The following is a 21,015-nucleotide window of genomic DNA, read 5'->3' as shown; positions in this document are numbered from 1 at the left end:
CTGAAATCGCCACTTTTCTTTCAGAAACTAATCTCACTATGATAAAATGGAACTTGTTAAATTTTGAAAATTGAAAAAAAGAGGAGTCATACATGACCAGCAGTATCAATCATAGAAACTTAAGCGGAAAAGTTGCCATTGTCACTGGGGCAAGCCGGTTAAAAGGTATTGGAGCCGCTATTTGCCTGGAGCTTGCAAAAGAGGGAGCAGATATCTTTTTTACATATTGGACGAAATATGATAGTTTCTTCCCATGGAAAGGGCTTGAAGACGAGCCTGCCAGGTTAGCAGAGCAATTGGAAAAGCAGGGCATCAAATGTTACAGGCAGGAACTAGATCTTACTGACCCATTGTCTCCCATAAAACTCTTAGATGAAGTACAAAACCAACTTGGAAATCCACATATATTAGTAAATAATGCGTGCTACTCAAACAGCGACAGCTACGAAACTCTTTCACACTCAACTCTTGATTCACACTACCAAATGAATGTCCGGGCTACCACATTGCTATCTCTGGAATTTATCAAACGATTTAAGAATACGAGTAGCGGCAGAATTATTAATCTATCATCTGGACAGTCATTAGGTCCCATGACGGATGAGCTCTCTTATGCTATTACAAAAGGAGCAGTAGAAACCCTGACTTATACTCTCGCAGCAGCAGTAGCACATAAAGGCATTACTGTAAACGCCATAAATCCTGGGCCAACGGATACAGGCTGGATGAATGCAGAAGATAAGAAACACCTATCATCCCGATTTCCTATGGGCAGGCTTGGCGAACCAAAGGATGCAGCCAACCTCATATCTTTTTTAGCCAGTGATGAAGCCGAATGGATTACCGGACAAATTATCCACTCTGAGGGCGGGTTTAAGCGATAAAAGATTATTCTGGACTAGTCAAGCAAGCTGCAGGTTCCTGGAAAAAGGCTGGGTGAATTTTTAATAAACTGCCATTTGAGTTTAGGCATGAAGGGGATAGTAAATGAATACATCAACTGCTCTGTTGATCAAGGAAACGGCCCTTGAACACTTTGCACTAAAAGGCTTTGAGTCGACTAGCATGAGGGAAATAGCTAAGGATATCGGCCTGACCATGTCGATGTTAGAATCCTATTATTCAAACAAGGCAGATATATTTCTATCGGTCTTTGATTTCCTTGCAAAATTTTATACCAATTTTCTGGAAGAAATAATAGTGAAAACAAAGGGGCTTCCATTAAAAGAAAGAGTTTGTGAAATTACGCTGGCAGTTACAGGGAATGCATGTAACCACCGGACGGCCTGTCTTTTTTGGAAAAGAATTATTTTCTTTCCTCCTGAAACGATCAAAAGTGAACTTACACAAAAATTCCAAGAGATGTTACATTGCATTTTGCAAGCTCTAACGTCTGTATTTAAAGATGCTGTAAACAATAACGAAATAAAGGATGAGGATCCTTCACTTTTAGCATCCAGCTTATTTGACATTATCAATGGACTAAATATTAGATTGTATATGAACAATAAAGTGCCCTATGAAAGAGAAGCGCGGTTCCTATGTTCAGCTTTCTGTAGAGAAATATCTAGATAACGAGTCTAAAACTTCCCTCCGGAAGTTTTTTGTTTTTTCTGAAAATGTATTTGTAAATGAATAATTTATTATTATATAATTTTTGTGTAAACCTTTTATTAAATAGGTTTACATATTTAGGAGGGATACAAATGAACTGGACTGAATTAGCCGACAAAGTAGTAAGTGGATATTATGTAAGTAAAACAGAAGCAAAACACATTTTGCAGATACCTGATGAAGATATTTTAGCCCTGGTAAATGGGGCCTACAGAATCAGGAAGCACTTTTACGGAAAAAAAGTGAAATTAAATTTGATCGTGAATGCAAAAAGCGGGCTATGCCCGGAAAATTGCGGATACTGCTCCCAGTCAATCAATTCCAAGGCAGTTATTGAAAAATATCCGCTGATTAGCAAACAAACAATCGTTGAAGGGGCGAAGGAAGCAAAGAAGAATAAAATTGGTACATACTGCATAGTTCTCAGCGGAAGAAAGCCGACCAATAAGGAAGTGGATACAGTCATTTCGGCCGTGGAGGAGATTAAAAGAGACGTTGATTCGATCAAAATATGTGCATGCATGGGGCTGGTTAATGAAGAGCAGGCTGTGCGATTAAAAGAATCAGGCGTCGACCGTTTTAACCACAATATCAATACAAGTGCGAAACATCACTCGAACATTACAACAACACACGATTATGATGAGAGAATACAAACGATAGAAGCGGTAAAAAATTCAGGAATGTCCCCTTGCTCAGGCGTAATCTGCGGGATGGGTGAGACTGAGGATGATATTGTAGAGATGGCCTTTGCACTCAAAGAACTGGATGCAGACTCCATCCCTGTTAATTTTCTGCATCCGATCAAAGGAACAAAGCTTGAAGCTCTTGATGAATTGAATCCATTAAAATGCCTGAAAATACTAGCCTTATTCCGCTTTGTGAATCCTACAAAAGAAATCCGCATTTCAGGCGGCCGTGAATATAATCTTAAATCATTGCAAAATCTTGGACTCTTTATCGCGAACTCTATCTTTGTTGGAGATTACCTAACAACACGCGGACAAGCAGGAGAAGAAGATTACCAGCTCATCCGGGATCTTGGCTTTGAAATTGAGGAAAATGCATTCGAAACAGAGAGCCAGCAATTTATGACGGGTGAGCCGGTTTAATAGGTCCGGGAATAATTAATAAATCTATATTAATGCAGCTGTTGTGGCTGTTAAACCCGAAGAGAAGTCTAGGGATTAGCATGTGAAGAAAAGTACGATTCGTGCGAATGGCATAACACCCAGAGATACAGATGAATAAAGCGGAAATCAGCATAACATCAAGGAGATACAGAGGGTTTATTTGAAATCAGCCTATCAACCAAAAGATTAGCATGAGATAGTAATGCTAAGCGTAGTTATAGTTAAATCAGCATAGATCTCTGAAACTTAAGCATAAAACTTCAAAACTTAATCATAAAACTCTTAAACTTAAGCATAAATCTCAAAAACAAAAGCATAAAACCCAGCTCTTGAAGGTCTAAGCTCTATATACTTATGAAAATTTACCAGAATAGTCCATTTTTGCCTCTTGAATTACTTAAACTATTAAAATTACTTAGAAAACTGAAAGAAAAACACTGTTTTTAGAGGACTACTGTCTAGTCCGCTATTCATCTATGGTAATAGAGGGAGTCCTGAAACATGGATCATTGAATTGGACAATATTTTTACAAGTTACTGTGTTCTGATTAGCGCACCAAAAACATTATGACTCAGAAAGGAACCATTTGACTTGATAAGAGGCTGATCTTTGACTTAATAAAAATCCAGAGCAGAAGCCGGCAGTTTGTTCATCTCCACAGTTAATTAGGAGTGGCAATTTCGGGCAGTATGAAGAACTAAAATACAGGCTGGCGAAGGAATTTCTGATTAATAGAGAAGAAGCGAATGAGCCATTAATTTGTTCTATGATTAAATAAGCGGATGCCTGGAGCCAGAACACAGGCTGGTTCGCCGTAGAATCAGACAAATAAAAATAAAAGAGCCGGAACAATAAAACCGGCTCTTCTATCATTATTTTGTTATATTCATATTTTTGATGGCTTCGAGAATGGCCGGGTTTTCTAGTGACGTTATATCTCCAGCATTCTGGTTTAAATAGGCGGCCCGGATCACGCGCCGCATGACTTTACCGTTGCGGGTTTTAGGCAGTTCATCGACAAAATAGATTTCTTTTGGAAGAAGAGCCTTGCCAAGATGCTTTCCGACTAGTTTCAAAAGCTCTTGCTTTAATTCGGCGGAATCATAGGCAGAGGTGTTTAAGACAGCAAAACAGATGGCTGATTCTCCTTTTACTTCATCAGGTATTCCGATGGCTGCGGCTTCCATGACCAAAGGATGTTCTACTAATGCGGATTCCAGCTCGGCTGGTCCAAGCCGTTTTCCTGCAACATTCAGAATATCATCGGAGCGTCCGGTGATGGTCCAAAAGCCATCAGAGTCCTGGATGACCCAATCGCCATGAACCCATGTATCTCCCCATCTGCTCCAGTATGTTTGCTCATAGCGTTCATTTTCTTTCCAGAATCCATTTGTCATCCCTACCCATGGCTGAAGAATAACCAGTTCGCCGACTTCATTCAACACAGAATTTTGTTCACTGTCATAAACATGAACATCCATGCCTGGTATCGGCGAGTTAAAGGTAATAGGGGATATTGGCTTTAAGAGGACGTTGCCCAATATTCCTCCCGATATTTCTGTTCCGCCAGAATAGTTGATGATCGGCACCTTTTTTTTGCAAACGTTATCAAAAAGCCACATCCAAGGTTCTGGATTCCAGGGTTCTCCTGTGGAACCTATTGCCTTTAAGCTTGATAGATCGTGTTTATCTATCCATTCTGTTCCGTGTCTCATCAGGCTTCTGATCAGAGTAGGCGATATCCCCAGATGGGTGACATTGTGTTTGTCAACTAAATCCCAGATACGATCAGGATTAGGAAAGTCGGGAGTTCCTTCAAACATGACAATGGATGCACCGTTCACTAGTCCTCCAAAAACGAGGAATGGCCCCATCATCCATCCCATATCTGTTACCCAGAATAGGGTATCCCCCTTACAAACGTCCATACAAACACCGGCATCAAAGGCTGCTTTAATCGGAAATCCGGAATGATTATGTACAGCACCCTTTGGCTTTCCGGTCGTTCCTGAAGTATAAATCAGCATCACTGGTTCATCTGCATCTGTTTCTCTTGTTTTTATGGAAGCAGAAGGCTGCTTTAGTTCAGACCAGTCTACATCTTTATCGCTATTCCAGGGAACATTGGCATCTGTTCTTTTTACAACAATTACTTTTTCAATAGAAGGAGACAAATGGACGGCACGGTCAGCTTCTTCCTTCATGGATATGACTTTTCCTCGGCGGTAAAATCCATCAGCTGTTATTAATACCTTTGCTCCGGCAGCGTTTATCCTGGTTGCCACTGCTTCTGCTCCGTATCCTGAAAAGGCAGGGGAGAAGATAGCCCCAATCTTTGCAATGGCAAACATGGCAATAACGGTCTCAGGGATCATTGGCATATAAAGGGTTACAACATCACCTGGCTGGATGCCTTTTGCTGCTAATCCTGCAGCAATGATGTCAATTTCTTTACTGAGTTCTTCAAAGGTATATTTCTTAATCTCGCCATTATCACCTTCCCAAATAATGGCCACCTGGCTGCGCATAGATGAATCAGCGGCCCACTTTTCAACAGCGTTATGGACAATATTCATTTTTCCATTCATGAACCATTTCGGATATTTCAGCCCGCTGCTTAAATCGAGAGTTTTTTTATAAGGCTTATACCATTTGATCTCCAGTTCTTTTACAGCTTCTTCCCAAAACCAGGCGATATCATCTATAGACTGAAGAAAGAAAGCATCGTAATCCTCAAAACCAAGTTTCTCCATCCATTTGTACATTCTTGTGCTCTTTTTGAACTCTTCGCTTGGAAACCATACAGGTGACTGTGACATAAAAACCTCCCAAAGTAGAAAATAGATAAAATTCTGAATATACTATTTTATTATAATGGAGGAACCTGGCTTTGGAAACAAAATCCTCTAGCATGCATCCGCAGCACCATGCAAGCTGTAGAAATGTATGGAAAAAAGGGGTAAAATAATAGCCGGGGCAAACTTGTTTCTTCGGATGATCCACAAATCTCAATGCAGGCGGGGAGTTTATGAAATTACTCAAAAAACCCAAAGTGCTTTTAGCTGTAAAAATTTTAATACCTCTGTTGGTTTTTACGCTTGTTTTATATGAAAGCGGAAGTTTTTTTAAAGCAATTGATTTTGGTCTGCTAAAAGCTCATCTGTTTGAAATAGGAATAAGCAAGTTCGCCATCATTTTATCTTTGGGAATGATAGCCGTTCTCCCGATGAGCTTCTTCGATCTTATTCTTATGAAGCTTCTTGGCAGGAAGATGTCTAAAAAGAGACTGCTGACTTATTCATTTATATCTAATTCCTATTCCAATTTTCTCGGATTTGGCGGCTTGACTGGAGCAGCCTTAAGAGTCTATTTCTATAAAACAAAAGAGTATAGCCGGACGAAAGTGATTAAGGCCATTACTAAGATTTCTATATTTTATTTAACTGGTTTATCGTTGTTAAGCTGGCTGATTCTGTTTGGAATCCTTGATTCGCCGCTTGCTAAAACTTATTCCTGGCTGAACATAGGAATCATCGCAATCGGTCTTTTTCTTCCCGGATTGCTTATTTCCCTTTCTATAAAAAAGAGGAATGAGGCAGAAAGTAAAATTCAGCTAAAATATGAAATTCAGTTAGTCCTTGTTTCATTAGCAGAATGGTTTTTTGCCCTATTAACGATGTTTGCTATTGCTAGAATGCTGGATATAAATATATCTTTAATTGCACTGGCGCCCATTTATCTGACATCTGCATGTGCAGGTGTTATTAGCATGATTCCGAGCGGTCTTGGTTCCTTTGATTTAATTTTTCTGCTTGGTTTTGATGCTTATGGGATAAGCAAAGAAAAAGGGCTGCTGCTGCTGCTGTTATACCGCCTCAGCTATAACTTTTTTCCGTGGCTTGTATCAAGTTTTATGATGATCGGTCATGTATGGCACACCGCCAATCAAAGATGGAAAAACATTCCGGCTTATGCTTTAGCCAATATCAGCCACCGATTTCTGACTATATTTGTATTTCTTTCAGGCGTTATTCTGCTTTTATCCGCTGCCTTTCCCAATGCTATTATAACGGTCCATTCACATTTTGAGCTATTTTCTCCGAAGCTGATCAAATTGTCCCATCTCCTTTCAGTTGCTGCGGGCATAGCTTTACTTGCACTGGCTAGAGGAATTCAATATAAAGTGAAATGGGTGTATTATTTATCCATACTGGTTCTTTTATTTGGATCTTTCTTTGCACTTTTAAGAGGATTTGATTATAAAGAAGCAGTTTTTAGTTTGATTGCTGCATTCCTCTTATTTTTAGCAAGAGGGCAATTTTACAGGGTAAACTTTTTTCCTGCCTGGGAAAAAGCCGTTGTGGATATCAGTTTTATTCTATTCTTTATGAGTCTCTATTTTTTTATAGGCTATGTGAATATGCCTGCTTCTCAGCTGCAAGTGCCGCAGCAGCTGGAAGGGTATACGATACAAGATTCAGCGAGTCTTTTTAGAAGCGGAATTTTAGGACTTTTGATCGCTTCTCTCACGCTTGCCGCTGGTAATTGGGTAAGCAGACAAAGTCACTTCCCATTTAAAACGTCTGTGTCTCAAACAGAGAGAATTAAAAAACACTTACTCACGTTTGGGGGAAATGCCTTTTCTCATCTTCTGTTCTTAAATGATAAGTATATATTTTGGAACAAGGAAGGGAATGTCTTGTTTGCTTTTCAGCCCTATGCTGATAAATTAGTGATATTAGGCGACCCTGTGGGGGACAGAAATCATTTCTCTGCTGCAATGGATGAATTTCAGGAAAAGGCTGATCGGGCAGGCCTGGCTCTTGTGTTTTATCAAGTAAGCAGTGATATGCTTCCACTTTTGCACGGCTCTGGATTTGATTTTTTTAAACTTGGTGAAAATGCTTCCGTTCATCTTGATTCCTTTTCACTAACAAATGATAAAATGAAAAACTTTAAGGCAGTTTATCATAAGTTTGAAAAAGAAGGCTTCAGGTTTAGAGTTCTTTTTCCTCCTTATAGCAGGGAGATAATGAATGAAATCAAAGAAGTTTCAGAAAAATGGCTGGACGGCCGGAGAGAAAAAGGATTTTCATACGGTTATTATGACGAGGAATATATGCAGCTTGCTCCGCTGGCAGTTTTAAAAGATACCGATGACAAAATGATTGCTTTTACTGTGTTAATGCCGATGTATGATTTTGGCCAAACCCTATCCGTCGACTTAATGAGGGTGCAGCCTAAATCCCCCAGTGGCACGATGGACTATTTTCTCATTTGTGTTCTGCTGTGGGCAAAAGATCATAAGTACCGTTTTTTTAATCTGGGAATTGATCCTCTTTCAAATAATGGGAAGTCGAAGTATTCTACTACTGGTGAAAAAATTGCTTCACTCATTTATTTATATGGACACTTTTTTTATCCGTTTCAACGTCTCACAAGGTTTAGGGAAAAATACGCAGCAGAGAGGGCACCGAAATTTTTAGCCTTTCACAGAAAGTCGTCCCTTCCTGCGGCCATGTTACAGCTTTCCCTGCTTATATCGAAAAAAGGAAAAAAACCTATGGACAGGGAAGGGAAAAGTGAGAACCAGCAAGAAATATATAACAACAAATAAAATGGCAGGAGATATTCAGTGAAGAAAAATATTATCGTTTTAGATCTCATCTTTTATGTGGCTGTGCCGCTTTTAGTCTGGAATTTTGGAAGAGATTATATGGGAGATTATCTTGCAATGATTTTATCGTCGGTTCCCGGAATCTTGTATAGTCTTTACCGTTTTTATGAGATAAAAAAGATTAACTTTTTTGGTTGTTTTATCTTAATAAACCTGGTTGTGGGCACCTTGATAGATGTGCTTGCCGGATCAGCTATCCAGCTGCTATGGAACAACACGTATTACTTATTTGTCCTGGGCGGGGTCTTTGTACTTTCCATCCTTATAAACAGGCCGATCGCTTTACTTTTTGCACTAGACATCATTGAATTGCAGGGGGCAGATAGAAAAGAAGTGAAACAGCTGTTTTATCAGCCTAAACCTCTTCTTGTGTTTAAACTGATCACCATGGCCTTTGCATTACGAGATATTATCCTTGGCATCGTTAAGATCTGGCTGATTACGGAGTATGGTGTAGAAGCTTTCGATAAAGGAATTTTCCTAAGACAGGTATTCAGCTGGACCGTTACCATTCTTACCGGGTTTGGATTTTATTATGTAACAAAAATTGTTGAAGAAAACAGCGGACAAAAAACGGTTATATGAGAAAATCCGGGCAAGTAGCTTGCCCGGATTTTCTTATTCACTCGCCTGGCAGTTGGCTGAGGCAATATTCAGCGATCAGTTCTTCCTCTTCTTCTTCAAGTTCATAATCCAGATAAGCGTTTGTCACATATTCATATAAATCATATTTTATTATCGAAGATTTTCCTTCATCAACAGAAAAGACAACCCTTATATAAATACCATTTTCCATATAAAGTTCATCATCCTCAGGTACCTCAACCTGAAGGTAAAATTCAAACCTTCGTCCACTCAAAATTCCGAACGGATCTTTAATTTCTTCTGCTTCGTGATTAATAATAGTCAGCATCCATAACAATTCCTTTCTGCGCAGTTTTATCATTTTTATAATCTCTATACCTTCCTTACACATTAAAAAAACAAGCAGGCAGCTTATGTGAAAAAGGACTCGGTGCATCAGATTCTAATAGTATACCTATAAACCTTTTATATCAAAAGAATGTATTCTGTTTTTCTTCCAATGCGTACATATTTGTTCCCTTAAGATGGAAAGACTATAGGAGAATATAACCTAATTGTTTACTAAAAAGACACATTTCTTTTATTTATTTGAAAAGTTATATAGTATGGCATAATACATATTTCGAAGCTAAGGATAAAGGTTAGGTGAACGTATTGGAACCAAAAGTTATTGTGAAGGACGTAACAAAAATATTTGGGAAATCGCCAAAAGCAGCACTTTCCCTGTTAAAGGAGGGACGGTCCAAAAAAGAAATATTAGAGAAGACCGGAAGTTCGGTTGGTGTGAATCACGCAAATCTGGAAATATACCCTGGTGAAATTTTTGTTGTAATGGGGTTGTCAGGAAGTGGAAAGTCAACATTGATCAGAATGCTTAACCGCCTGATTGATCCCACATCAGGTCAGATTCTGATTGATAACCAGGACATCGTAAAATTAAAAAGCAATGAACTCCGTGATGTAAGACGAAAGAAAATCAGCATGGTATTTCAAAACTTCGCATTATTTCCACATCGGACGATTCTTGAAAATACCGAATTTGGTTTAGAAATACAGGATATGCCTGAAAGCGAGCGGCGCCAGAAAGCTAGTGACGCTCTTAAACTTGTAGGCCTTGCCGGCTATGAGGAGCAATATCCCAATCAGCTAAGCGGAGGCATGCAGCAGAGGGTAGGACTGGCAAGGGCACTTGCAAGTGATACGGACATTCTACTTATGGATGAAGCCTTTTCCGCATTAGACCCGCTCATTAGAAAAGGAATGCAGGATGAGCTGCTGGAAATTCAGGAAACGATGAAAAAGACGATTATTTTTATTACCCACGACCTGGATGAGGCTCTTCGAATAGGTGACAGAATAGCTTTAATGAAAGATGGCACCATTATTCAAACGGGTACTCCTGAGGAAATCATGGTTAACCCGGCCAATGAATTTGTTGAACGCTTTGTTGAAGATGTGGATTTATCCAAGGTGCTGACGGCAGCGCATGTTCTTAAACGCGCGGAACGAATCACACCTGACAGGGGTCCCCGGGTTGCCCTTCAAATTATGAAGGATCAGGGATATTCCAGTATTTTCGTTGTGGATAGGCGGCAGACTCTGCTCGGTGCCTTAACTGCAGATCAAGCTTCAAGGGCTGTAAAAGAAAACAAGACAATTGAAGACGTAATGGAAAAAGATATATTAACCGTACAGGAAGATACAATCTTAGCGGATTTGATGGACAAAGCTGCAACCTCCCAAATTCCCTTGGCGGTTATTGATGAACATAACCGGTTAAAGGGTGTTATTATCCGCGGGTCAGTCATTGGTGCACTTGCAGGAAATAAAGAAGACCTGAATGTTAAGGAGGTCTTCTAAATGGGATTCCCCAAAATACCTTTAGCACGCTGGGTTGATGTGTTTGTTGAAAAAATAACGGATATATTTGGCGGTTTTTTTGAAGGAATATCAAATGGTATAGAGTTTGTGATGGAAAGCATTGTTAATGTTCTCAATTACGGTCCGAATTGGGTTCTGATTCTAATCCTTTCGGCCTTAGCTTTTTATATAAGCAGATGGGGATTAGCTTTATTTACACTAATCGGTCTTTTGTTAATTGATAATCTCGGTTATTGGGATGCCACGATAGATTCCCTGGCCCTTGTTCTATCCTCTGTAATTATCACGATTATTATCGGGCTTCCGCTGGGGATCTGGGCTGCCCGCAGTGATACGGCAAGAAGCATTATAACGCCTATTATGGATTTTATGCAGACCATGCCGGCCTTTGTTTATCTGATTCCCGCCATCCTGTTTTTTGGAATCGGGGTTGTGCCTGGAATTATTGCTTCTGTAATCTTTGCAGTTCCACCGACCATCAGGCTTACAAACCTCGGCATAAGGGAAGTTCCAAAAGACCTTATCGAAGCCTCAGATGCCTTTGGCTCAACACCTAGACAAAAATTGTTTAAAGTGCAGCTGCCGATAGCAGCACCGACGATTTTAGCTGGAATCAACCAGAGTATTATGCTGACTCTCTCAATGGTTGTTGTTGCATCCTTAGTAGGAGCTCCGGGACTTGGGGCAGAAGTGTACCGTGCCGTTACACAGGTAAAGGTAGGACAAGGCTTTGAAGCAGGTTTATCCATTGTTATTATCGCCATTATTCTTGACCGTATTTCTCAGAATCTTCGTAAGCCTGCTTACGAATCCAAAGTTTCCAAGAAATATATATACGGGATAGTAGCACTGCTTTTCATCATTCTGTTTATCATTGCTTCGATTGGGAATGCGAAGCCTGCTGAGCAGGCTGATCCAGGGAATATCGGGGCAAAGGTTGATTATAAAATCACCGGGATAGATCCTGGCGCAGGACTAATGCGATTAACGAAGGAAGCTATGGACGAGTATGAGTTAGATGAGTGGACACTAACTGAAGGATCATCTGCTGCGATGATGACAGAGCTGAAAAAGGCATACAAAAAAGAGGAGCCTATAATTATTACAGGCTGGATCCCCCACTGGATGTTCCAAAAATATGATCTTAAATTCCTTGAAGATCCAAAGCATGTTTATGGCAGCGGGGAATATATCAATACACTGACTAGAAAGGGATTCAAGCAAGAAAATCCCGGCGCCTATAAAATTCTAGATCAGTTTTTCTGGACTCCACAGGACATGGGCGAGGTCATGATTGATGTAGAAGAAGGGGAAAAACCTGAAGCGGCTGCAGCCAAATGGATTAAAGGCCATCAGGATAAAGTGAAAAAATGGGTGACTGGTGCACAGCGGGGAACCGGACAAAAGGTTACGCTCACTTATGTTGCCTGGGAATCCGAAGTGGCAAGCAATAATGTTATTGCCCTCGTTCTACAGGAACATGGCTATACGGTCGATCTTAAACAAGTTGAAGCAGGGCCCATGTTTGCAGCTGTAGCAGACGGAAGTGCTGATGCAATGGTTTCAGCCGGCCTCCCGACTACTCATAAAGACTATTATGAAACGTACAAAGCCGGGCTCGAAGATCTGGGTCCGAATCTTAAAGGAACCAAATTAGGATTAACCGTTCCAAAATATATGGAGGATGTTAATTCAATGGAAGATTTACAAAATGATTAATCATAAGAAGCTGCCTTTATAGGCGGCTTTTTGTTTTGAGAGTGAAAGAAATAAATTTGGACATAGGGGTTTTCTGCTTTTAATGTGTATGGTTCTGCTTATAATAATCAGGGTAATAAGTAAGAAACAAATAATCGGGAGTGGAGTTATTTATCCGGGTAATATAGCTGTCACGTGCAGAAAACGAAAAAACGTCTGGAAAGATCCAGACGCGAAACACGTAAGTAATTGGGTGTTAATATCCGCCTTCAAAAGGCGTAAATGGGAAGTTAAACCGCTGTTCGACAGCACGCAGCCTCTGATTAACTCTCTGCAGTCTTCTTGCATTTCTATCAACTCGCTGGTTCAACTGAGCAACCTGCCGTTCCAGTGCATTCACACGTCGTTCTAAGTCTCTTAGAGGCGGCTGTCTTTCAGCATCAAACTGCGGTTCATGATAGTATTGCCCAAAAGATTCGAATTGTGCAGACGCATCAACATATGGCTGAAATTGCTGATAATGCTGCTGAGCCTGCGGATTAAACGGCTGGCCAGAATAATCAAATTGCTGAGGATACGCCTCAAAAGTCTGCGGGTACTGACCATCAAACTGCTGTGGAACCCCTTCAAATTGTCTGAAAGGCTGCTGATAATATTCAACTGGCTGTTGCACAGCACCATTTACCTCATTGGGCGCACCTGCAAATGGCTGTTGAAACGGCTGACCATGGTTTACATTACTCAAACGATTACCTCCCTTATTGGGGGACAGTCCCCATTTCCCGGATTATTACCCACCGGCTACTTTTCTAAAATATGCAGCCATGCTTGGGCGGTTGCACAGATTTTTTTATTTTTTTTGTAAAGCTGCGGGTTCATTCGTTTTCCCGCAAAGGTTTCGGTCATATTTAATTTTTATTCTATAAGAAAGAGGGGGGAGATTTGTAATGAAAGTAATCGTAATATCTGATACGCATATGCCTAGAAAGGGAAAAGCACTCCCCAAAAAACTTACAGAGGAATTAAAACGAGCAGACCTCATTATTCATGGAGGGGACTGGCAGAATCTAGATGTGTATCAAGAGCTGTCTCTATATGGAGAAGTGAAGGGTGTATATGGAAATGTAGATCAAGCAGAGATACGAAATTTATTTCCAGAAAAGCAAGTGATCGAAGCGGGCGGCATAAGGATTGGTTTAGTCCATGGCCATGGCCGGCGCCTGACAACGGAAAAGAGAGCCATTGCTGCTTTCGAGGGAGTGGAGGTGGATTGCATTATTTTCGGTCATTCACATATCCCTGTAAAAAAAATGGTCGGAAAGACTTTACTGTTTAATCCAGGATCTCCTACCGACAAAAGACGGCAGGACATGTACTCATTCGGTATCCTAATGATTCAAAAGGGTAAGATCGATGCCGAGCATATATTCTTTAGTGATAAATCCTTTTAAATTATCAACATATTCACCCATAACCACAAAGCGGTATTTTTCTTTTTAAAAACAAAGCAGCCTGGGATAAGTTCTCCAGACTGCTTTTTTATGTTAAAAGAGGTTATTCATTTTTAATTAAAGAATTAACATACCTGCCAGGCCGCTAATGATACCGAGTATTACAACCGAAGAAGTGATAAATAGCAGTACCTTTAATGGATATGATTTTGCAACCATCAGTAGTGACGGCAGGCTGATAGCAGGCAGTGTAATCAAAAGAGCTGCTGCCGGTCCGGCACCTAATCCAAAACTCATGAAGGTCTGAATGATAGGAATTTCTGCAGCAGTAGGAATAACAAAAAGCATCCCTGCAATGGCAAACAAAATGATTGTCAATAGACTGTTTGCAGCAGCATCACTCATGTTCGGAAACAGCCAGACACGCCCGGCTCCTAGCAAAAGTACGGATAATAAATAGGCAGGCACTACGTAGAGCAGCATAGTCCCCATACTTTTCAGCCAACGGGAAATAAATGAATTCTTATCCGTTTGTTCAGCACTCTCTAATAATTTTTCCATATCTACAGATTCAACATTTTTGACAAACCGATTTGCAAAATAACTTACTCCAAATGTAAGGATTATCCCAAATACGATCCGAAGCAATGTAAATTTCCATGATAGGACGAATGCCATGAAAATGAGCGTTGCCGGGTTAAGGGTAGGATTGCCAAGCCAAAAGGCTAGACTTGCACCAACAGATACATTTTTTTTACGCATGCCTATAGCTATTGGTGCAGCGCAGCAAGTACACATCATGCCGGGCAGTGAAGCAAGTCCTCCAGCTGCTGTGCTCCCAAAAGACGTTTTTCCAAGAACCTTTAACAGCCAGTTGGAAGGAATAAGAACCTGAATCAGAGAGCCGAGAACAACCCCAAGAAGAGCTGCCTTCCATACGGCCATGAAATAGGTTTCAGCATAGCTCCAGGCACTTTCCCACGATGGAGAAGGCATAGTATTGCCCTCGCCTAATATTGAAGGTCCAATAGAATGGGCAGTAGAAGCAAGTATTGCTTTATGAAAATAAGGCCACCATTTTACATAGAACAGTCCCGCTATGGCGATCAATAAAAATATGGCAGCAAATATATATGATTTTTTATTAGGTGTTTTAGTCTGTATAATAGAACTGTTTAACTGAGACATAACAACCTCCTCTAAATAGGTAAAATTAAATTGTACAACAAATTATTTTACCATACATTTAAATAAGTTTATACTATTTTAATCGCAATTTATCAATAAGACATCATTTGTGGTATAATGAAAGGATTGAAAAAGAGATAATAGGATTATTAAATTTTATGGGAAAAGGGAGGGCCTATCATTGTTCCAGGATCTACATGTAGATGACATAATTGCGTTAAAGGATAAAAGACAACTAATACTGGTAGATGTTCGTTCTCCTTCTGAATATAGAGAATCAACTATTCCAGGAAGCATAAACATCCCTTTATTTGATGACAACGAAAGAAAAGAAATAGGTACTATATATAAACAAATCGGTGTAAGTGAGGCTAAAGAAAGAGGATTGGAAATCGTTTCAGCAAAACTTCCAGCGTTTATAAAGCAATTCAGTCTTCTGGAAGGGGATAAGGCTGTATTCTGCTGGCGCGGCGGCATGCGGAGCAAAACCTCTGCCACTGTTCTGGATTTGATGGGCCTTCGTACTTACCGGATACAGGGCGGCTTCCGTTCTTATCGAAAATGGGTACTGAATTCCCTGGAAAACCTTGAGATTAGGCCAGAAGCCTATGTGCTGAACGGATATACAGGCACCGGCAAAACGAAAATTCTGCACCAGCTGAAGAATGAAGGCTATTCCTTCATTGACTTAGAAGGATTAGCAGGCCACAGGGGTTCCATATTTGGACAAATTGGGCTCGAGCCTAAAAATCAAAAAATGTTTGATGCTCTTTTAGTTGAGGAAGTGAGCTCCATGCAAAACTCTCCTTTTGTCCTATTAGAGGCTGAGAGCCGAAGGATTGGTAAAGTGTTCCTTCCTGATTTTGTATTTAATAAAAAGGAACAGGGCAGACAAATTTTCATTGATATGCCAGTCGAAGAACGGGTGAAGCATATTCTAGAGGATTATGAACCCTGGAATCATCAAGAGGAATCTATCCAGGCATTTCAGAAAATAAAAAAACGCATTCATACACCGATTGCAGCCCAGATTGAAAAGGATCTTGAATCAGGCGATTTTGAGTCTGCCATAGCTTTGCTGCTTATTAATTATTATGATCCACGCTATGATTTCACAAAAGAGCATTATCCTAAGGAAAATATTCAGACAATAAAAGCAGAAAATGCAGATCAGGCGCTTGAAGCCTTAAAGGAAATTCTTCCACCTTTAAATCATTCAGTACCTGTTTTCTAAAAACATATGCCGGACGCTCAGCACTTGCTGAGCCGCCTGGCTTTTTTTATTGGACTGCATCATATACAGATTATTTCCTAAGATATATTGTCACAGGGCTTTTCCATTTGTTAGAATTAATCCTGCTATAGAGATAGTCCGAGTGTTTGCACTTAGGAAATTATAAAAAAGGGAGTTATCTATTTTGACGGCAAAAGAAAGTAAAATTGGTTTAGTAATGGCAGGGCTGCTCTTGTCCATTTTAATGGCATCTATGGATAACACCATTGTAGCAACCGCCATGGGAACGATAGTAGCCGACCTTGGGGATATGGAGAAATTCATCTGGGTAACCTCGGCATATATGGTGGCTGAAATGGCCGGGATGCCCATATTCGGGAAGCTTTCTGATATGTATGGCAGAAAAAGATTTTTCCTTTTTGGAATGATCGTGTTTCTCATTGGATCGATTCTGTGTGGAACGGCTCAAACTATCGAGCAGCTGAGTGTGTACCGTGCGATTCAGGGAATTGGCGGCGGAGCGCTGGTTCCAATCACCTTTACTATCATTTTTGATATTTTCCCTCCAGAAAAAAGGGGAAAGATGACAGGGTTATTTGGAGCAGTCTTCGGTCTATCAAGCATATTTGGTCCACTCCTGGGTGCTTACATAACCGATTATATCAGCTGGCATTGGGTGTTCTATATTAACCTGCCTCTTGGAATTACCGCCTTTATTTTAATTCTGGCCAATTATAAAGAATCTCTGGAACATAAGAAACAAAGCATTGACTGGCTGGGTGCGGTTACTCTTGTCGGTGCTGTCATTTGTTTAATGTTCGCACTAGAGCTCGGCGGCAATAAATACGACTGGAATTCGGTTCAGATCTTAAGTTTATTTTCTGGTTTTGCTCTCTTAATTATTATCTTTTTGGCTGCTGAAAGAAAAGCCTCAGATCCTATTGTATCCTATGATATGTTTAAAAACCGTTTGTTTGCCGCAAGTACGCTGGTGGGTTTGTTTTATGGAATTGCCTTTATAGTAGCTTCTGTTTATATCCCCATCTTCATTCAAGGAGTTAATGGCGGGACAGCTACTAACTCAGGTCTCATTTTGCTGCCAATGATGCTTGGAGTAGTTGTTTCGAGCCAGGTGGGAGCAATCTTTGCAGCTAAATTGGGCTATCGCAATGTGATGACTGTGTTCGCGGTTATTTTTGCTGCAGGAATGTATTTGCTGACTACTATAGATACTGGCACTTCAAGAACATGGATAACGGTATATATGGTTATAGTCGGGCTTGGAACTGGCGCCTCCTTCTCTGTACTCAGCATGGCTGCCATTCATCATGTAGATCCGTCCAACAGAGGATCAGCAAACTCTACCATTTCTTTTGTCCGGCAGCTCGGAATGACCGTCGGAATCACGATATTTGGAATCATCCAGAGAAATGATTTCACTGATAAAATGAAAGAAGCATTCTCAGGATTCGGCAAAATGGCACCGGGAACCGGTAATATAGATGATCCTCGTGCCATTTTATCACAAGAGCTGCGTTCCAAAATCCCAGCTCCTGTTCTCGATAAGATTACAGACGCATTAGCGGGCTCCATTGCCCATGCTTTTACCTGGGCCTTAATACCAGCAGCGCTTGTAGTTGTTTTTGTGTTCATGCTGACTAATGACAAATTATCAATGCCACAAGGAAAGAAAGAATCGACTCAAAGCTAATTAAATCAGGGGCTGCCGATATGGCAGTCTCTTTTTTAGGAAGAAACCCACTTAAAAACTCACTTATTAAATAGAGACATTTCGGACACCATGAGTCTAAGTGACCCCCAAGAAGCAAAAAAATGTTAAAAAACCGATGCAAGCTATAAAATAAAAATAATGACTTTAAAATGGCTTCTAAAAGGGTGGAAGAAATGACTTTTTATCAAAGTGCCGAGCAAAAAAATTACATAAATCAACTTGAAGAACTGACGAAAAAATTCGCAGTAAGAGCACAGGAATTAGACGAAAGCAGAAGTTTTCCGTTTCAAAATATCAGCGATCTTAAGCAATTCGGTTATACAAAACTCACTTTGCCCAAGGAATACGGAGGGCTTGGCGGCAGTCTTTATGATTTTCTCCTCGGACAAGAAAAAATTGCTCAAGCTTGCGGCCCTACTGCTCTGGGGATTGGGTGGCATGTCGGAATCACACACCAGCTAAGTGAGAAGAGACACTGGGAAAAGGATGTATTAGACGAAGTTTTAATAAAAATCGGAGATGGAGCGCTTATTAACAGTGCTGCCACTGAGGCCAAGACCGGAAGCCCAACAAGAGGCGGCAGGCCAGGAACTATTGCCAGAAGAAGCGGGAATCACTGGGTGATCAGCGGCAGAAAGACATTTACAACCCTTGCCCCGGTTTTAGACCTGATCCAGGTAAGTGCCTGGGTGGAAGAAGAGGAAGGTATAGGCTGGTTTTTGATTGACCGGAATCAAGAGGGAATAAGCTTTGAGGATACCTGGGATATGGTTTCAATGCAGGGGACTGCGAGTCAGGACCTCATTCTCGACTCTGTAAAGGTAGAGAATAAGTATTTTGTTGAAAAGCCAGGAAAGCGAAAGTCGATTGGAGAAGGCTGGCTCCTGCATATTCCGGCCTGTTATATTGGTATCGCAGGAGCAGCGAGGAATTATGCCATTGATTTTGCCAAAACCTATTCTCCTAACAGCCTGAACGGACCAATTAGAGATCTGGCGAATGTACAGCGGCTTGCTGGAGAAATAGAGCTTGAATATGCACAGGCAAGGCATTTTCTCTATTCAGTAGCTGAAAAGTGGGAAAACAAAGATAATCGTCCAGAATTATCCAGGGAGCTAGGTGCAGTGAAGACCGCCGTTACAAATAGCGCTATAACCATTGTCGACAAAGCCATGAGGATTGTAGGAGCCAAAAGCCTCCAGCGCTCAAGCCCGCTTCAGCGCATTTATAGAGATGTCCGGGCAGGGCTGCATAACCCGCCTATGGATGATACAGCCCTTACTACTATGGCAAAAACCGTTTTATATGATTAACAAAGAGAACAAGCCCTAGAGCTTGTTCTCTTTTTACTTTAATTAACAGGAATAGTTCATCCCTCTCCGTTAAAAATTATACAGAGTTAAAAAGAAATGGAGGCCCGAAGATGACAAAGGCAGGCTGTGACTCTGGCGGAGAAAAAAAATTAAAATGGTGGCAGCTTTCCATGATAGGAATCGGCTGTATCATTGGTACCGGCTTTTTTCTTGGATCCAGTATTGCAATTAAAATGACAGGCCCATCTGTATTAATTTCTTTTATCATCGCAGCGACCGGTACTTATTTAGTGTTCGATGCACTATCAAAGCTTGCTGCCTCTGATCCACAAAAAGGTTCTTTTTGCGCCTATGCGAATCAGGCATTTGGCCGCTGGGCCAGATTCAGCTGTGGATGGACTTATTGGTGCTCAGAGCTGCTGATCATGGGCAGCCAATTGACTGCACTATCAATATTTGCCCGATTTTGGTTTCCAAGCATTCCGATGTGGGTTTTTGCTTCTGGCTTTGGGATACTAGGCATCATTGTTCTTTTGATTGGAACAAAAGGTTTCGATAAACTGGAGGGGCTGTTTGCTGTAACGAAAGTGGCTGCCATTCTCATGTTTATTATTATTGCACTGCTGGCTTTATTTGGAGTGATACACGGGGGCGGAACAAAAACAAGGGTTCCAAATATGATGAATGAATTTTTCCCTCATGGCTTCAGGGGGCTCTGGTCTTCTCTAATTTATGCCTTTTATGCTTTTGGAGGTATAGAAATCATGGGTATTATGGCCATCCGGTTGAAAAATAAAGAGGATGCCCCAAAATCAGGGAAGCTGATGCTGCTGCTTCTCACGATCATCTATATCATATCCGTAGGACTCGCTGTAATCTTGGTGCCGCTCAGCCGTTTCAATACGAAAGAGAGCCCATTTGTAGTCGCGTTAGATAAGTATCATTTACCAATGATACCGGATATATTTAACGCAGCACTTATCGTGGCAGGCTTTTCGACAATGGTGGCCTCACTTTTTGCTGTAACTAGCATTCTAATGACATTATCTGAGGACGGAGACGCTCCTAAAGCCTTCTCGATGCAGGGGAAATTAAAGGTTCCGATTCCTTCTCTCTTTCTGACAATCCTTGTTCTTGGGATATCTATATTCCTGGCTCTATTAATGCCCGGCAAAATTTATGAGTATGTAACAACAGGTGCAGGGCTCATGCTGCTTTACAATTGGTCATTCATTCTGCTATCTTCACAGAAGCTTTCAAAGCCTAAGACTATGGAAACGGTAAAGAGGTGGACAGGAATCCTGCTTATTGCACTCGCGGTATCAGGAACTTTATTTGAAAAGGCTACACGGCCTGGCTTTTATATCAGCCTCGCCTTTGTTGGTGTAATCGGAGCAGTAGCATTCCTGCTAAAATCTTTCTGGGACAAAGAAATCATAAAAAGCCATCTAGATTAGGACAAAGAACTCGTCTCCCCATGTGGAGACGAGTTTTATATGTAACTGGAG

16 protein-coding genes are annotated in these 21,015 nt (G+C 40.8%); 12 read left to right on the top strand and 4 right to left on the bottom strand.

Annotated elements, in window-relative coordinates; translation table 11 throughout:
* Positions 1 to 92: 92 nt before the first annotated feature.
* From JOC77_RS03660 to bioB, 3 genes are all read left to right on the top strand, one after another.
* Positions 93 to 884, top strand: coding sequence for an SDR family oxidoreductase (locus tag JOC77_RS03660; protein WP_204538732.1), 792 nt, complete (start codon positions 93 to 95; stop codon positions 882 to 884).
* Positions 885 to 987: 103 nt separating this feature from the next.
* On the top strand, positions 988 to 1,575 hold the full coding sequence (locus JOC77_RS03655; protein ID WP_204538729.1) for a TetR/AcrR family transcriptional regulator: 588 nt from the start codon (positions 988 to 990) through the stop codon (positions 1,573 to 1,575).
* Positions 1,576 to 1,706: 131 nt separating this feature from the next.
* Positions 1,707 to 2,726 (top strand): biotin synthase BioB, encoded by a 1,020-nt coding sequence (gene bioB, locus JOC77_RS03650; protein WP_204538726.1) that lies wholly within the window; start codon positions 1,707 to 1,709, stop codon positions 2,724 to 2,726.
* A gap of 894 nt (positions 2,727 to 3,620) precedes the next feature.
* Here the strand turns inward: bioB and JOC77_RS03645 are convergent.
* On the bottom strand, positions 3,621 to 5,567 hold the full coding sequence (locus tag JOC77_RS03645; RefSeq protein WP_204538723.1) for an AMP-binding protein: 1,947 nt from the start codon (positions 5,565 to 5,567) through the stop codon (positions 3,621 to 3,623).
* 209 nt (positions 5,568 to 5,776) lie between these two features.
* Here JOC77_RS03645 and mprF point away from each other — a divergent pair, with 209 nt between their 5' ends.
* Together mprF and JOC77_RS03635 are read left to right on the top strand one after the other, a co-directional pair.
* Entirely contained in the window at positions 5,777 to 8,365 is a 2,589-nt protein-coding gene (mprF, locus tag JOC77_RS03640) for a bifunctional lysylphosphatidylglycerol flippase/synthetase MprF (protein ID WP_204538721.1), read from the top strand.
* Between the two features lie 18 nt (positions 8,366 to 8,383).
* Entirely contained in the window at positions 8,384 to 9,010 is a 627-nt protein-coding gene (locus JOC77_RS03635; RefSeq protein WP_204538718.1) for a VC0807 family protein, read from the top strand.
* A gap of 37 nt (positions 9,011 to 9,047) precedes the next feature.
* Here JOC77_RS03635 and JOC77_RS03630 read toward each other — a convergent pair whose 3' ends face one another.
* Positions 9,048 to 9,371, bottom strand: a complete 324-nt coding sequence (locus JOC77_RS03630) for a DUF6509 family protein (protein ID WP_338047169.1) — start codon at positions 9,369 to 9,371, stop codon at positions 9,048 to 9,050.
* A gap of 293 nt (positions 9,372 to 9,664) precedes the next feature.
* Here JOC77_RS03630 and JOC77_RS03625 point away from each other — a divergent pair, with 293 nt between their 5' ends.
* On the top strand, positions 9,665 to 10,870 hold the full coding sequence (locus JOC77_RS03625) for a quaternary amine ABC transporter ATP-binding protein (protein WP_239558598.1): 1,206 nt from the start codon (positions 9,665 to 9,667) through the stop codon (positions 10,868 to 10,870).
* Positions 10,871 to 12,610 (top strand): glycine betaine ABC transporter substrate-binding protein, encoded by a 1,740-nt coding sequence (locus JOC77_RS21520; RefSeq protein ID WP_204538712.1) that lies wholly within the window; start codon positions 10,871 to 10,873, stop codon positions 12,608 to 12,610.
* Positions 12,611 to 12,845: 235 nt separating this feature from the next.
* Here the strand turns inward: JOC77_RS21520 and JOC77_RS21515 are convergent, their stop codons facing one another.
* Complete coding sequence (locus tag JOC77_RS21515; protein ID WP_275585042.1) at positions 12,846 to 13,334, bottom strand: hypothetical protein; 489 nt, start codon at positions 13,332 to 13,334, stop codon at positions 12,846 to 12,848.
* Positions 13,335 to 13,536: 202 nt separating this feature from the next.
* Between JOC77_RS21515 and JOC77_RS03610 the strand changes: the two genes are divergently transcribed.
* Positions 13,537 to 14,040 carry a metallophosphoesterase family protein gene (locus JOC77_RS03610; protein WP_204538709.1) on the top strand — a complete coding sequence of 168 codons (504 nt, stop codon included), beginning with the start codon at positions 13,537 to 13,539 and terminating at the stop codon, positions 14,038 to 14,040.
* Positions 14,041 to 14,157: 117 nt separating this feature from the next.
* On the opposite strand, the gene JOC77_RS03605 is transcribed toward JOC77_RS03610, so the two are convergent.
* Positions 14,158 to 15,228 carry a permease gene (locus tag JOC77_RS03605; protein ID WP_204538706.1) on the bottom strand — a complete coding sequence of 357 codons (1,071 nt, stop codon included), beginning with the start codon at positions 15,226 to 15,228 and terminating at the stop codon, positions 14,158 to 14,160.
* Positions 15,229 to 15,409: 181 nt separating this feature from the next.
* Between JOC77_RS03605 and mnmH the strand changes: the two genes are divergently transcribed.
* The 4 genes from mnmH to JOC77_RS03585 all read left to right on the top strand — a co-directional run bounded on the left by mnmH (position 15,410) and on the right by JOC77_RS03585 (position 20,964).
* Positions 15,410 to 16,462, top strand: a complete 1,053-nt coding sequence (mnmH, locus tag JOC77_RS03600) for a tRNA 2-selenouridine(34) synthase MnmH (RefSeq protein WP_204538703.1) — start codon at positions 15,410 to 15,412, stop codon at positions 16,460 to 16,462.
* Between the two features lie 184 nt (positions 16,463 to 16,646).
* A complete protein-coding gene (locus JOC77_RS03595) occupies positions 16,647 to 18,173 on the top strand; it encodes an MDR family MFS transporter (RefSeq protein WP_204538700.1) in 1,527 nt (508 codons plus the stop codon).
* Between the two features lie 194 nt (positions 18,174 to 18,367).
* On the top strand, positions 18,368 to 19,507 hold the full coding sequence (locus JOC77_RS03590; RefSeq protein WP_204538697.1) for an acyl-CoA dehydrogenase family protein: 1,140 nt from the start codon (positions 18,368 to 18,370) through the stop codon (positions 19,505 to 19,507).
* Between the two features lie 110 nt (positions 19,508 to 19,617).
* A complete protein-coding gene (locus JOC77_RS03585) occupies positions 19,618 to 20,964 on the top strand; it encodes an amino acid permease (protein WP_204538694.1) in 1,347 nt (448 codons plus the stop codon).
* Positions 20,965 to 21,015: the final 51 nt, after the last annotated feature.

It is taken from the genome of Peribacillus deserti (genome assembly GCF_016909175.1).
Classification (GTDB): Bacteria; Bacillota; Bacilli; order Bacillales; family DSM-1321; genus Paraperibacillus; species Paraperibacillus deserti.
Note: the sequence above shows the minus strand (reverse complement) of the source record. Positions and strands in the feature narration are given on the sequence as shown.